A 14,241-nucleotide genomic window follows, 5' to 3' on the forward strand; every position below is an offset into this window, starting at 1 on the left:
GTTGAGGTGCATGCTTTAAGGGATGGCGTCAGTGAGCTATTATAAAACAAATGCTGTCTATAAATTACTAGAATCTGAACAGACGCATCCATTCGTTTGGGTGTCTGGAAACGCTTGGATGCTCATTTACGGTGATCAGTCTGCCACTCCAAGAGCTCTTGTTTTGGCATTCGGAAAGTCGTGGTCTCTTCAGAAGGATGTCATTCAAGCAGCAAAGAAGATATCCTCAAAATCTGGCACCCCCCTCTTTTTCGTCAAATTTGACGACGCAGCCAATTTCATTGATACAGTCGGCTTTGGCAAGCCAGGACAACAACCTTGCGAGCTCACCTTAGATCAGCTTAAAGATGAGTTCCAGAAGATAGGCTTACCGGTCAAAAGTGGAGCCTGCGGAAAAAGCGTCAACGACGCCACAAGTAGTGCTTATCATAACTGGCAGCGGAGCAGCCTCGGCTCCATCAAGGTGACTGACATTGACCTTATTCGATTGAGCGCTGAAGGGGAGCCGATTGAGGCTATCGAACTGAAACGGTCTTTCTATCCTTTGCAGGAATGGAATCCCTATCCCGTTGATTACGTGAATTTTAATTTGCTTTTGGCTGTATGCAATCAGTCGGCGATGAGGATGACCATCGCGTATAACGTAAGACAAACCAAGCCTGCATTTAATGATAATGCATCCCGGTTTGCGCTATTCTCCTATGCGGCCATTAACTCGCCCGTTAGGATTGGACAATTCAGCTACAGTGATTTTTTGACCGGGATTTATTGATTGATTGGCGCAAGGTTTGATTTGATTTGCGCCAGCCTCCATGAAGTAGGCAACTGTTATTGCCTAACCACTTCCATCAGCCGACCAAAGCTATCTACCACGTCGTACTTAACGTTTTCGGGTGCGAAGCGACGGTTCATCTCATCGAAGAACTTACGGGCGCATTTGATCTTGGTTTTCTCGATTTCGCGCAGATCCATCGACGACATCGATCCCTTGGTTTCAGCAACGAAGTAGATGTGCTTCACCGATCCTTCTTTGAATGAAATGGCCCAGTCTGGGTTGTAGTCACCGACAGGTGTTGGAATCAGAAAGCCGCGTGGCAACTTCGCATACACAACGACTTCAGCGCTGGCCTCCAACGCTATGGCAAATTCCCGCTCGGGCTTCGAGCCTGAGTCAGGCAATACGAAGTCATAGATATGGCGCTTGGGTGTCTTTACCGCGTTACTGAAGTCCTGCTTGGTTTGTCCGGCGGTGAAGATGTCGAGGTCGAACTTGTCTTCGACTGGATCGTAGGCCAGATGCTCGATGATGACGGTAGCCTTCTGCTCGTTGATCAGGCGAATCGCCTCGGCAATGAAGCTCTCCGGGTTGGTTTTGAACTGCGCGAATACTGCGGCGTTAAGTCCCTTCAGAATGTCGGTCACCGTGCGCCGTGTTAGCTGGGTGCCTTCTGCAAGCTTGCCGATCAGGTCGTACCTGATCGCTGAATGGATCGAGACGCGGTTATTTTCCGTTTCAGAGTCCTTCAATTCGAATGCAGTGCCGCCCTTAATCCCATCGTAGGTCACGGCAGCTGCCTGTTCACCGTGCTGGATGGTGTATTGCAACGGGGTCACACGAAGCCCGGCATCTTTGTCGTTGAGTGTCTTGACCGCTTTCTGCACCAGTTCGTCGTGGTCGAAGTCGACGCTGTATGCCGCCTTGCGGTTGATCCGATTCCAAAGTTCCGTGAACTCCTGCTTCTCGAAGTTGGCGTTGAGCGGGTTCTTTTTGGGCTTGCGGTCGTCGTCAATTTCGGGCAACTGGCTCTCGCTGAAAACGCTGTCGATCAGCTTGAAGACCTGCTCCGCGTGCCGCGCCAACTCGGGTGGCAACGCAGCCAGCGCACCGTCCTTCTTGGCCTCGTGGTATGTGCTGGTGATCCGATCAGCGTTGTCGGTGTAGTCGTGCTTAAGCAGGTACTTGTAGATCTGCTTCGCGAGCTGCGGTGTGATCGCGACATCGCCAGACTCCGTCTTCAGCACCTTGCCGGTGAAGTAGGCCTCGTCCGCTACCCGCGGACGCGCCGACAGCGACTCGCTGATGTCCTTCTGCAGCGCCGCGACAAAGTCCTTGTAACTTTCGCTTGCCACCACGGTCAGCACGTTCACATCGTGTACCGTGGCTGGGTGATCCATCCTGTCACCGCTTTGGTTGACAGACAGCCGCAAGCCACGTCCCACCTCCTGACGGCGGGAAATAGTGTTGTCACTGTGCTTGAGAGCGCAAATCACGAACACGTTCGGGTTGTCCCAGCCTTCACGCAGTGCCGAGTGGGAGAAGATGAAGCGCACCGGCTCGGCGAATGACAGCAGTCGCTCCTTGTCCTTCAGGATCAGGTCGTAGGCATCCACGTCGTCGGAAAGCCCCGCGTTCTCGCCACGCGCCGCGACCGTGGGGTCGGCCAGCCGTTTGCTTTTCTTGTCGATGGAGAAATAGCCGCTGTGAGTCTTTTCGGCAGAAATGCCTCTTAGGTACTTGACGTACGGCGTTTCATCCAGATCCAGCACCTCATTGAGGTAGAACTGATACTCCTCCTCGAAGATGCGGGCGTAAACGCCTTTCTCGTCCGGTGAATCGTAGTCGCGGTACTTGACCACTTCGTCAATGAAGTAGAGCGTGAGTACCTTCACGCCGTGTTGGAACAGCGCTTGTTCCTTGTCGAAGTGCGCCTTGATGGCCTCGCGGATCTGGATGCGACGCAGCGCGGCCTCGGTCACATCACCGGTCACATCCCCAACGGTTAGTTCGACCCCATTAGTGAAGCTCAGGGTGTCGGAGTTGGCGTTGATATCGGCCACGAAAAAGCCATCGCGGTACTGATCGAGCCCGTTCGACAGATCGAACAGGTTGTCGCCTTTGGAGAGCTTCCTCACCACCCGCTTGATGTTCCCACCTGCCAGCTTCTGCTCGAACTCCACACGCGCCTCGGGCGGCTTCTTGCTCGATATCTCGATGGACTGCAAGTACATATAGCCCGCCGTGCCCGCTAGCCCCTTCACCGCGATGCCACGCACGGCGATTTTTTTTACCAGCTTCTGGTTGTAAGCGTCCAACGCATCGAGGCGGTGGATCTTGTTGTGCGTGGTCTTATGGGTGGCCGAGTAGCGCAACACCATCAACGCCTTGAACTCCTCCAGCGACTTCAGCGTCGCCGCGCCTTCCATCTTCTGAGGCTCATCCAGGATCAGGATGGGGCGGTTGGCGCTTATCACGTCGATGGGCTTGCGCGACTGGAAGTCATCCAGCACGTCATAAATTCGGCGATTGTCGGCTCCTCGTGCGGCGAAGGCCTGTACGTTGATCACCATCACGTTGATCCCCGCGTCCGACGAAAAACTCTCCAGGTGGTGCAGCTGCTTCGAGTTGTAGATAAAGAAGCGTGCCTTCTTCTGATACGTTTCAAGGAAGTGCTCGGAGGTGATCTGCAGCGACTTGGCCACGCCTTCACGGATGGCGATGCTGGGCACCACGATGATGAACTTGCTCCATCCGTATTGCTTGTTCAACTCAAAGATGGTTTTGATGTAGCAGTAGGTCTTGCCGGTGCCTGTTTCCATCTCGACGTCGAGGTTAACCTTGGCCACTTTGGTCTTAACCAGTGCGTCCGATATCGGCAGGTTCTGGCCCTGCTGCACGGCTCTGATGTTTTCGAGCAGCGCCGTGTCCGACAAAGTGAAGTCGGCGTTGCGGAACGCCGCTTCCTTTTCCGCTGCGGCTTCATGCGTAGCGGCTTCCAGCGCGATCGCCCCTTGCGGGCCTGCTTGGGCTGCTTTCTGGCTGCCGGGATCGAGCCGGTAGCGAACGCCGCCGTGATGCGGAACCTGTCCCTTGAAGCAGTCGATTACTGCTTGCACGGCCGCTGTCTGGTAGGTCTGCGTCTTGAATTTCAGCTTCATTGCAGCCTCCTCAAATGCACTTCACTTCGGTGGCAGGCGACAAAAGCTTGAAGATCTGCTCCACGTTGATCTTGATAGCGCTGTCCTTGAAGCCAGCATCGCGGAACACCACTCGCAGTGGTTGGCTCTTGGCTAGTTCCTTCACGAAGGCTTCGTCTATGCCGCCGTGTGCGTCAAAGCAGGCGGCCAGCGCGTTGTCATCGACAAAGAAAACCTCCTTGCCCTGAATGGACTTCCTAGCAATTGGCAGCGCAAGATCAACGCCCCAGTCCATCATCACCTGGAACAGTAAGTCTTCCGCCGTGCGGTCAGGCTTGATATTGTCGACAAACAAGTCGAGATTGGCTTTGTCCAGCGCATCGGGGGCGTAGTAGACGTCAGCCATGTTCGATGTATCGACTTTAAGTAGGCGGAATCCCAAGTCAAGATCCGTATTTCTCGTAGGCAAGGTGTCTGAGAATTCTTCTCGAATTCTTTGTGCCGCTCTCCGAATGCGATTTTTTCCAATCTCAGAAACTACTGAGTATCCAAGTTTTCTGGCCTCGGACTTCTCGTCACATTCCTCGGGCAATTGAACCATTATGAATCGGCGATTTGTCCCATCTTCTGCATTCAAAAGCATAAGTGCATGCGCCGCCGTGCACGAGCCAGCGAAGAAGTCGATCAATATATCGTCATTCTTGCAAATTGATTGAATTATTCTCTTTGCTACATGAACCGGTTTTGGTGTATCAAAAGGAATACTGAGGTCAGCAAGCAAGGCGTCGTCACTGCCACCGTAGTAAAGCAGCGAAGGGATGTTTTCAAATAAATTATCTTTCAGCCGATATTTTCTCGTCGGCTGCGTCTTCTCGTCTGAGCCGAAAATAATCAACCCAGACTTCAGGAGTTCTTGCATTGTTGCAGGAGGGTTGCGCCATCCCCGTTCAGGAACAGGGCACTCCTTCCCTGTTACGGGATGAATTAGCGGGATGAAGTAATCTTCCGGTGCTTTTTTCTTGTTCGGCCACGCCATCGAAACCGGACGGAAGACGTCGCCATTGTCATCGATTTGGTTATATGCCTTTTCGCCCCCAGTGAGATCTTGCTGGTTTACCCAGTCTTTGTATTCTTTCCTTGCTTTTTCAGTGACCCCGCCTTCCTTGCCAAGAATCTGCTTGGCTTTTGCAAGCATTTTGCCCGCGTTCTCTTTGGGACGCTGGAACTCGCAGGTCGCCTTGAAGAATTCTCGATCTTTGCAGTAAATACAAATTAGTTCATGCTGCTGCGCGACGCCAGTGGCATCACCTTTTGGATTTCTTTTATCCCACACAATAGTTCCGAGATTATTCTTCTCGCCGTATATTTCGGCCAGAAGCTTCTCCAAGTTGGGATATTCATTCTCATCAATATGAATTACGATGAGTCCATCATCTCGCAGCAAGTTGCGCGACAACTTTAGTCTCGAGTACATCATGGACAGCCAGTCCGAGTGAAAGCGCCCGCTTGTTTCGGGATTGGCTGTCAAGCGATTTCCTTTGCTATCCACTTGATTTGAGCGGAGAAAAAATTCAGAGACTTCGTCTGCAAAGTCGTCGGCGTAAACAAAATCGTTGCCCGTGTTGTACGGCGGGTCGATATAGACCATCTTGATTTTGCCAAGATAAGTTTCCTGAAGCAGCTTCAGCGCGTCGAGATTATCGCCCTCGATAAAGATATTTTTGGTAGTGTCGAAGTTGACGCTCTCTTCAATTTGTTCGCCTTTTGAATTTTTTGTCGTGCGTACTGGACGGAGCGTCTTTGCAATCGGTGCATTTGCCGTGAGCAGTGCCTCGCGCTTGCCTGGCCAATTAAGGTGGTAGCGTTCCTGCGGACCCTCAACAATCGAATCGGCTAGCTCTTGGCGAAGCTGGTCAAAATCCACCGCCAGCTTCACGTTGCCGTCTTCACCCTTGGCTTCCGTCACGCAGCCCGGAAACAGATCGCGGATACGGGCAATGTTGTCTTGGGTGAGATTGGGCGAGTGCATTTTCAGTTTGTCCATGTTCGATCCTCTAGTCGCTGCGCTTCCGATATCGGGGTTCAGCGGCTCAAGTGTTCAAGTTCAGTTTTCAGTTGCCGTAAGGTCGCGTTGATCTCGACCTTGCGGTTAAATTGCTTTTCCTTAGCCAGTCTCGCCTGGGTTTTCTCGACTTCGCGGCGCTTGCTTGCCGCCTGCTCGATACGCGCAATCCAGTCGGGCAAGGCCTCCTGCGGACGTGCTGGCAGCGGCATTAAGCCTTGCAGCAGAACGGAGTACAGGTGGGCCATGTCGAGGGCCAGCGGCATAGCCGTGCGGGCACTTGCAGCTGGCATCCAGTTGCTGGTGAAGTAGCTGGAAAGCACCCAGCGACTGGCGTCGGCTTCGCTCGGGCGCTTGTAAGCCGCCACTACTCGCGTTTTCGCCTGATCGCCCTGGCCTTGGTTCAGTTCAAACAGGATAGGGAACTGCACCGCGCCATCAATGCAGCGGAGCACGTCTTCGTGCAGCTCGGTGGACTTGAGCTGGATGCTGAAGACCTGGATTTCCGGCACACCGGGCCGCGCAGGCAGGTTGATCGTCTCAGGGGCGAGCTTGTACTGCCAGACGATCTGCTCGACCTGCTCGACGAACAGTTCCTTCAGCCGGGTGTTGGCCCCGCTGTGCTCATAGATTTTGTTCTTGGGCAGAACGCGCCCGAAAGCAGCTTGCTTGGGGTAGGCGATCAGCGCCGGTTTTTGTGCGGTCGCTCCTTGACTCATCCAGCCTCCTGAATCACGAGAAAGCTAATGAGTTCAAAGTCGTCCAGGCCGGAGATGGTGTCTGTCAGTGCCGTGGTCTTGCCACCGCTGAACAGGCTGTCCAAATCCTTTTCTTCCTTTACCTCGATCATCGAACGGATGGACTTGCCCAACAGATCGGAGTAGGGCTGCATCTGGCGGCCATCTGCCGTTTCCTGATTGAAGCGCTGGCACACGTCGACGATGGGTTTGTCCTGGCCCTTGCAGCAGGTGCGCACCAGATCCAGTAGGCGCTTCACCTCGGTGTGGTCATGAATGACCTCTCCCTCGCGATTGATGTAGACGAGGTAGTACGGATGCAGGCGGTTGTGCTGGTTGAGGTTGATCCCGGCATTGCGATTGCGCAGCGTGAAGATCGCGCCCGGCCGTAGGCCCATCTCGGGTCTGGCGGGAACCACTGCGTGCATCCCGTTAGGCACATTGCTCAGTTCGCCGTGGGCTTTGACGTAGTTGAGCAAATCCATGCGGAAGTCGTTGAGGCCCAAGTCAGTGATAGAGACGCCGGTCTTCAAATCCTCCAGCTCGATGACTTCCTCCTGCAGGCGACGCAGTTGCTCCTTGCGGTACGACACGTCGTTGGCCTGCGCAGACAACACGTTGTCGTCACCTGTGGCGGTCACGTCAGCGATCATCATTCGGCTCTCGACGCGCTCCTTGAGGTTGATGTACTCGTCGAGCGAAATGTCGGGCCAGTAATTGACTAGCTGGATGCTGCTGTTGGGCGAGCCAATGCGATCTACCCGGCCAAAGCGCTGGATGATGCGTACTGGGTTCCAGTGGATGTCGTAGTTGATCAGGTAGTCGCAGTCCTGCAGGTTCTGGCCTTCGGAGATGCAATCGGTGCCGATCAGCAGATCCACCTCGTGCGGCTCGTCCGGCAGTACCACCGCCTTCTCTTTAGAGCGAGGGGAGAACAGGGTGAGCAGCTCCTGGAAGTCATAGCTGCGCTTCTGAGTTTTGCTCTTGATGGTGGACTGCGGCGCTCCCTTGCCGGTGACCTTGGCGGTGTGGATGGCGAGCGTGGCCAGCAGCTCCGGCGCAAGGTTGGCGTACAGGTAATCAGCGGTGTCGGCAAAGGCTGTGAAGATCAGCACCTTCCTGTTGCCGGGGTTAATTGGGTTTGCAATCTTGTCGAGCAGTTGTGCTTTGAGGTGCTGCAACTTGGCGTCATCCTGCGGCGTGATCTTGTTCATCGAAGCCAGCAAGGCATCGATGACCTGTAAGTCCACCTTCAGTTCGTGCTCCCAGGACGGCAAGTCCATGTCGGCGAGGCTGATCTTGATCTTGCTGCCGATCTCGCCGCCCTCGTCGCCGGGCATGGGCAGCTCATCGTCCTCTGCATCCAGCCCTTCCAGCACTTCGGTGAGGTCGCCCACCGTGACTGCGCCGCCGGATTGATTGAACGCGGCGATCTTTGCGAGGGTGGCTTCGTTGTTGGCCCGCAGCGATTGCAGCGTTAGCCTGAACGACTGCACCGAACTTTCAAGCCGTTTCAGCAGGTTGACCGTCATCAGCGCCTGCAGGCTCTTTTCGCGGTCGGCTTGGCGCAGCGTGCCCTTGCCACCGACCTTGGTGTCGTAGATCTCCTCGTACTTCTTCAGACGGCTGGGCAGGATGTAGCTGATGGGCGCATACACAGCCAGCTTGAGCAGGGAGAGTTGCTCAAAGATTTCATTGAAGCCCAATACGTCCGACCGATCGGTCAACGGGCAGTGAAACGACAGCGGTTTGCGGCGCTCCGGAAATTGACCGATGTCCTTGGTGTCGTAGAAGGTCTGGATGTGCTTACGCGAGCGTGCGATGGTGACGCTGTCGAGCAGCTCGAAGAAGTCGAAGTCCAGTGAGTCGAGGATCGCACGCGCGGTACGTTCTTCCGGGGGGAGCTTCGACCACGCATTGAAAGCTGCTTGTGCGCCTCGGAAGATCTCCTCAACGCTTCTGTCCGTGCGCAGTTTTTTTGTCAGGTTTTCGGAGTCGCCTTCGTAGGCCAGCGCCAGTTGGTTGCGCAAGTCAGTAAAGCGGTTGTTGACTGGCGTGGCCGACAACATCAGCACCTTGGTCTTGACCCCTTCCTGGATCACCTTGCGCATCAGCTTCTGGTAGCGGGTTTCCTTATCCTTGTAGGCGTCGTTGTTGCGGAAGTTGTGCGACTCATCGATGACGACGAGGTCGTAGTTGCCCCAGTTGATCCGGTTCAGCGGCGTACCGAAGGACTCGCCGCTGGTGCGGGACAGATCCGTGTGGCAGAGGACGTCGTAGTTGAACCGGTCGCGGGCGAAGATGTTGGTCTTGAGGTTGCGGTTGTAGTTCAGCCAGTTATCCGCCAGCTTCTTGGGGCAGAGCACCAGCACTGACCGGTTGCGCAGCTCGTAATACTTGATGACGGCCAGTGCGGTAAAGGTCTTGCCCAAGCCGACGCTGTCGGCAAGGATGCAGCCGCTGTAGGTTTCCAGCTTGTTGATGATCCCGGTGGCAGCATCTTTCTGGTAGTTGAACAGCTTGTTCCAGATCAGGGTGTCCTGGTAGCCCGTGCGGTCGTTGGGCAGGACGTCTTCGTCGATGTCGTCGAGGAACTCATTGAAGATGTTGTAAAGCATCAGGAAATAGATGCTCTCGGGTGAGTTCTCTTGGTAGACCGAGGCGATGTGCTCGCAAATCTGCGCGGTCACGTCCTCCAGCTTTTCGGGGTCGTTCCAGATCTGATCGAATAGGCTCAGGTACGTGGCAGCAAAGGGTGCCTCGTCCATCTTGGTGACGAGGTTGGAAACCGCATTGCCTTGCTGGTACCCAAGATCGACAGCGGTGAACCCGTGCAGGGGCATGTAAGCCGTGTCGGTGCCGCCTGCCTGCACGCAGGCGAACTGCTGCATCGGCGCTTTAGTGCGGTTGCTCTTGAATTTGGCCTTGCGCCGTATCCACTCTGCGCACTCCTTGGCCACCGCCCGCTGGGTCAGCTTGTTGCGCAGTTGGATTTCAAACTCGCTGCCGTAGAGGCTGCGCTCCCGGTCGAGCTTGGGGATGTGGAATTCCTTTCGCTCTTTGCGAATCTTGTCGGTGACCTCGTTGGCAACAAAGGTGGGCGAGGTGAAGATGAAGTCCAGCTCGTCGATCTTTTCCAGCTCGGCTTTCAGCGCCTCGAAGGCGTACATCGAAAAGCACGAGGCCGCGACCTTCAGGCGCGCGCCTGGCCAGAGGGTCTTCTTGAGATCGTCGCCAAGCAACCGGCTGATGTTGTCGATCAGTTCCATCAGTCGCTTGCCCCCGAATCCTTGTTGGTCAGATTGGCGGCAATCCACTCATCCAGGTCGCTGCGGCGGAAGCGCCACGTGCCGCCCAGCTTGAAAGCGGGAAGCTTGCCTTCGGCCGCGAGGCGGTAGACGGTGCGCTTGCCAGCCTTCAAGTAGGCTGCAACCTCATCTAAGGTCAGGATGTCGTCTTTTGAATCCGCCATTGATCGCCGCCGAGGAGTGGAAGTTGCCAAGAGCTGCCAATTCTTCCATACCGAGACGCGGCAGACCACAGGTACTGCCCAGGTGGGTGGATTCGATCCGCGCCGGTCAGCGGGGCATCACTACGCGGGGGGTATCGATCTGTTCCGCCCACCCGTCGCAGCGTCGAACAGCGCTTCGCGACACACGCGCAACATGTTGAGCCGCAAGACGTTCTGCGTGTGCCAAGTCGGCAGGGTTCTCCGATATTTTTGAGAGCAGAGAGCGGAAGAGGGGCAAACGGCCGCGCGAACACGCCCGTTTTCCGCCCTCGCGCCGGGCGTGGTGGCACACGGAGAACGGACCTCTGCCCCGCGTGACCTGGGGGAACGCCACAAATGGAAAAGGCCAACCGAGAACGGTTGGCCTTGAATTCTGGTGGTGTAGACCCAAGAACAGCCCAACCGCCCTTCCTAACGGATACGCCGCCTCAAGGAGATGATGAGCTCACTGCGGAAGCCGTAAACCGGACGCGATTTCCCGCTGATCCACGCGGATGCTCCGAGAGACTTTGGCCGCTCTCCGAGGCGACTCGGTCGCCCAAGGCCACTCTGCATGGGGCATCTACGTCAGAATGCATCGACTATGAAGGTAAAAAACTCGAGCGGAAGCAATCCGCAAGTTGCTCTGTTCGGTCGGCTGCCCGCAGGCAAGTTCGGTGTACGTTGCATGCCGGAAGACGCAGTTCCCTACACCAAGTGTTGGGACGATGCGCTGGAGCAGGTGATGGTCTACATAGAGCCGGAAGCCGAGCAGCTGAAATCGATACTGACCGCCCTCGAATCTGGACGGCTGGACTTTGGAGCCCTTCAAGACTACGGGGGCACGGCCGGCGGTTACTCAGAGGTGCCGGTATAACCACAGGCCCGGCGCATTGGCGACCCGGTCGCTCATCAGGCGTACCCATAGCCTCCTTCGAAGTTGTTGGCGGGCGCAGGCAATTTGCGTTGTGCTCTTACCGGTCGGCGTCCGCTGCGGGCCGGGCGCGAACCTGTCCTACAGGACGGCGCCCTGGACCTCCATAGCGTCTGGACTCGGCATCCTCACGGGCGTCCCGTCAGACCAGACCCGTAAACCCACCGGAGATTCACCGTGCCCCATGAGAAGTACACCAGCTGCATCGAGGCCTGCTACGACTGTGCCGAAGCCTGCAACCACTGCGCCGCTGCCTGCCTGAAAGAGGACGACGTCAAGATGATGGCCCGCTGCATCGCTTTGGACGTGGATTGCGCGCAGATCTGCGAGTTGGCGGCGGCGGTGATGAGCCGCGCCAGCGAGTCCAGCAAGGCGGTTTGCACCGCCTGTGCGGAGATCTGCCGCCTTTGCGGCGAGGAGTGCGCCAAGCACCGGACGGATCACTGCCAGGAGTGCGCCCAGGCGTGCAAACGCTGCGAGGAAGAATGCCGGAAGATGGCCGCAGCGGCATAAACCCGGTGCGCGGCGTGCCTATACACGCGCCATCATCCCTGGAACCGGCTTCGCACGCCTCTGGCGTGGACCTGAATGTCGCAAGCGCAGCGGAGATCGCCCAGCTTTGCGAGCTAGGGTTCGACCGGGCGCAAAGCATCAAGCGGGCCCGGCCCTTGGATGGGTGGGACGACGTGGTCAGGTTGCCGGGCCTCACCCCTGACATCGTGCGGCAGCTGCAGCACGCAGGGGCGCGAATCGGCGGCCCGCAGGGTGGGGGAGACCGCCCCGGGCGCGAGCACGCCGAGTGACCGGTCAAGCAGCCCGGATCAGGCCAGCCGACGCGGCGAAGCTGTCCCAGGGCTTCTCACCAGCGTCACTGTTCTTGTTTGAGCGAAGGCGCCGCCGTGCGGCACTCGAGGAAACCGCCATAGCCGACCTTCAGCTCTTGACCGACCTCGAAGATCATGTCGGCCTCGACGCGTTGCGCGCCGGCGTGCTCGGAAGCTGAAGCATTCGGAAGCGGTCGCACGCTCACCCGGACCGGTTCGCTGCTCAGGACGAACCCGGCCGCAGCCTGGCCGGACGTCGACGGCTCCGGCTGAAGCGGCACAAGCTGGTTGTTCAGCTTGATCACCCCGAGCTCCGCGCTGCCGTCCTGGCGCAGGCCAGCCACCACCACAGGGTGCCCCGAGCCGGTGTACCGGAAGGTGCAGTGCGGACGCGCTCCGATGACCTTGCGGACCTCCGCTCCGCGGAGCGTGGTGGGATCAAGTGTGCGGACATGCGCTCCCTGCAGCGCCTCCTTCGCGCTGGCAGCGCGGGCTACTGCCGGGGGCGGAGTGGAAGCATCGTCCGGCAGCTCGCTCTGACCGCAAGCCGCCAGAAAAGCCACTGCCACACCTGCAGCGACGAAGCGGTAAGCAGAGGTGCGGCGCCGCATCAGTCGCGCCTCTCGAGGTTCCGCACCAGATAGCGCATCTCAGCGATCTCGCGCTCCTGGGCCTCGACGATTTCATCGGCAAGCTTGCGCACCCGCGGATCTGTGATTTGCGCGCGGGTGCTGGTCAGGATGGCGATGGAGTGGTGCGGGATCATCGCCTTCATGTACTCGATGTCGTCCACGCTGGCCTGACTGCGCACCAGCCAGAGGGACGCCGCAAAAACGGCAATCGCGCCGCCGAAAATAGCGTAATTGACGCCCTTCTTGTTGTACATGTTCAGCATGAACGCCAGCATGATCACCGCCATCGTCGAGCCCATGACGAGGGCCATCCAGGCGCGGGTCTCGCTCCAGAACACCTGCTCCCATGCCCACGTATTCAGGTACATAAGGCCGTACATCACCACGGTGGACGTGGCAATCATCGCGGCGAAGCGCCAGTAGGACATCTGCATTGCGTGCTCCTACTGCTTCGGGGTTTCGGAAGGGGGTTGCTGGCTTGCCCCTGGGCCGTGATGGTCGCCGGAGGCTGCTGGTCCAGTCGAGTCGCCTTTTTGCCCCCCCGAACTGCCCAATTGCCCTCCCGAGCCATGGTGGTTCGCGCCGCCCTTTTGGCCACCAGCGCCCGATCCCGAATCGGACCCCAAGGCCGCGTATCGCTCCGGCGTCATCGCAGGCAATTCGGCAACGAACGCGACGATGCTGCGCAGTGTCTCGTCATCGTGAGTGGGACCAAACGCCGGCATGCCGGTCATCTTGATGCCGTGCTTGACGATCCAGAGGATTTCGCCAGGCTTCCAGTCGGATGCGGCTTCGGCCAAGTGAGGCGGCTGCGGCCGCATGCCGTCAGCCCATTTCTCGCGCTTGGCGCCAGGACCTCCGTGGCAGTGCTGACAGCTGGCCTTGTACTGGCTCGCGCCGCTCGCGAGCATCGCGGGGGTAACGCTTTCGGCGCGGGGCACCTCTTCCGCTCGCCGCCGGACCGACCGATGCATCGTGGTGTCGAACGCCCATCGGGTGATGGACATGTGCTGCTCTGTGGCAGCCACGTTGTAGGCGCCGGTATAAACCACTGTCAGTCCGATTAGGCCGAGCAGCACAAGCGTGGCAATGCAGCCGACCGCCAGTCCTAAAGCAAGCTTTTTTCGATTCTTGTCCATAGCACCAAATCTCCCGTTATCAGCACCACGCCGCTTCAGAAGCCGGCTAATTCTTGCCGGCAAGAATGTTGCCCTCGAACCAGGCACACGAAAACTCACAACTTCATCGTGGTTGCGCCCCAAGGCAGCATTCCGGAGCGTTTCCGGGGCTCAGATCCACCTGCTATGAGGCTCTAATCGGCTCCCCAGGGGACTAGCGATCAGTTCTTCTGTCGGACCCAGTTAACCAATACGCTCGAGTCCCGCTGAGACAAGCACGAAAAGCACGAAACCGCCCGTAAATGCCAGCATTGACCACTTGGTGTCTTCCCCGCTCTCGTGCGCCTCACTAATCATGTCTTCAACTGCTGCAAGGGCGAGCAGTCCTGCAACGAATGCAAGCGCCCCCATTTTCCATGCCTCAGCCACGCCGCGAAGCAGAAAGTACGACACCATGGCCATCCCCCATGCAAAGCGATACTCACGATGCGGCTGCTGGTTGGAAGAAACTCAGCCAGCATGCCCCCGC

The 14,241-nt window shown here is 57.4% G+C and carries 12 protein-coding genes; 3 read left to right on the forward strand and 9 right to left on the reverse strand.

Annotated features, from left to right (window positions below):
* Positions 1-31 precede the first annotated feature (31 nt).
* Positions 32-772: a hypothetical protein gene (locus JI739_RS19360; RefSeq protein ID WP_201685585.1), complete on the forward strand. Its 741-nt coding sequence runs from the start codon at positions 32-34 to the stop codon at positions 770-772.
* Between the two features lie 56 nt (positions 773-828).
* Here JI739_RS19360 and JI739_RS19365 read toward each other — a convergent pair whose 3' ends face one another.
* Genes JI739_RS19365 through mads1 form a run of 5 tightly spaced genes read right to left on the reverse strand, consistent with a single transcriptional unit; the run spans position 829 to position 10,186 of the window.
* Positions 829-3,936 (reverse strand): type III restriction-modification system endonuclease, encoded by a 3,108-nt coding sequence (locus tag JI739_RS19365; protein ID WP_201685586.1) that lies wholly within the window; start codon positions 3,934-3,936, stop codon positions 829-831.
* Between the two features lie 10 nt (positions 3,937-3,946).
* On the reverse strand, positions 3,947-5,959 hold the full coding sequence (locus tag JI739_RS19370; RefSeq protein ID WP_236589881.1) for a site-specific DNA-methyltransferase: 2,013 nt from the start codon (positions 5,957-5,959) through the stop codon (positions 3,947-3,949).
* A gap of 38 nt (positions 5,960-5,997) precedes the next feature.
* Entirely contained in the window at positions 5,998-6,696 is a 699-nt protein-coding gene (locus JI739_RS19375; protein WP_201685587.1) for a DUF4391 domain-containing protein, read from the reverse strand.
* Positions 6,693-9,983 (reverse strand): helicase-related protein, encoded by a 3,291-nt coding sequence (locus JI739_RS19380; protein ID WP_201685588.1) that lies wholly within the window; start codon positions 9,981-9,983, stop codon positions 6,693-6,695. The genes JI739_RS19375 and JI739_RS19380 overlap by 4 nt, the downstream gene beginning before the upstream one ends.
* Positions 9,983-10,186: a methylation-associated defense system helix-turn-helix domain-containing protein MAD1 gene (gene mads1 / locus JI739_RS19385; RefSeq protein WP_201685589.1), complete on the reverse strand. Its 204-nt coding sequence runs from the start codon at positions 10,184-10,186 to the stop codon at positions 9,983-9,985. The genes JI739_RS19380 and mads1 overlap by 1 nt, the downstream gene beginning before the upstream one ends.
* Before the next feature lie 622 nt (positions 10,187-10,808).
* On the opposite strand from mads1, the gene JI739_RS19390 reads away from it, so the two are divergent.
* Both JI739_RS19390 and JI739_RS19395 read left to right on the forward strand, forming a co-directional pair.
* Entirely contained in the window at positions 10,809-11,081 is a 273-nt protein-coding gene (locus tag JI739_RS19390; RefSeq protein WP_236589882.1) for a hypothetical protein, read from the forward strand.
* A 234-nt stretch (positions 11,082-11,315) separates the two neighbouring features.
* Positions 11,316-11,651, forward strand: coding sequence for a four-helix bundle copper-binding protein (locus JI739_RS19395; protein ID WP_201685590.1), 336 nt, complete (start codon positions 11,316-11,318; stop codon positions 11,649-11,651).
* Positions 11,652-12,006: 355 nt separating this feature from the next.
* Here the strand turns inward: JI739_RS19395 and JI739_RS19400 are convergent, their stop codons facing one another.
* The 4 genes from JI739_RS19400 to JI739_RS19415 form a co-directional block, all read right to left on the reverse strand.
* Positions 12,007-12,573: a DUF6692 family protein gene (locus JI739_RS19400; protein ID WP_201685591.1), complete on the reverse strand. Its 567-nt coding sequence runs from the start codon at positions 12,571-12,573 to the stop codon at positions 12,007-12,009.
* Positions 12,573-13,028 (reverse strand): DUF305 domain-containing protein, encoded by a 456-nt coding sequence (locus tag JI739_RS19405; protein ID WP_201685592.1) that lies wholly within the window; start codon positions 13,026-13,028, stop codon positions 12,573-12,575. Before JI739_RS19405 ends, JI739_RS19400 begins: the two co-directional genes overlap by 1 nt.
* Positions 13,029-13,037: 9 nt before the next feature.
* Positions 13,038-13,733, reverse strand: a complete 696-nt coding sequence (locus JI739_RS19410; RefSeq protein WP_201685593.1) for a c-type cytochrome — start codon at positions 13,731-13,733, stop codon at positions 13,038-13,040.
* Positions 13,734-13,955: 222 nt separating this feature from the next.
* The gene (locus tag JI739_RS19415) at positions 13,956-14,174 is read right to left on the reverse strand and encodes a hypothetical protein (protein WP_236589883.1); all 219 of its coding nucleotides are present in this window, start codon (positions 14,172-14,174) and stop codon (positions 13,956-13,958) included.
* Between the last annotated feature and the right edge of the window lie 67 nt (positions 14,175-14,241).

The sequence above is a fragment of the Ramlibacter aurantiacus genome (genome assembly GCF_016722895.1).
Lineage (GTDB): Bacteria > Pseudomonadota > Gammaproteobacteria > Burkholderiales > Burkholderiaceae_C > Ramlibacter > Ramlibacter aurantiacus.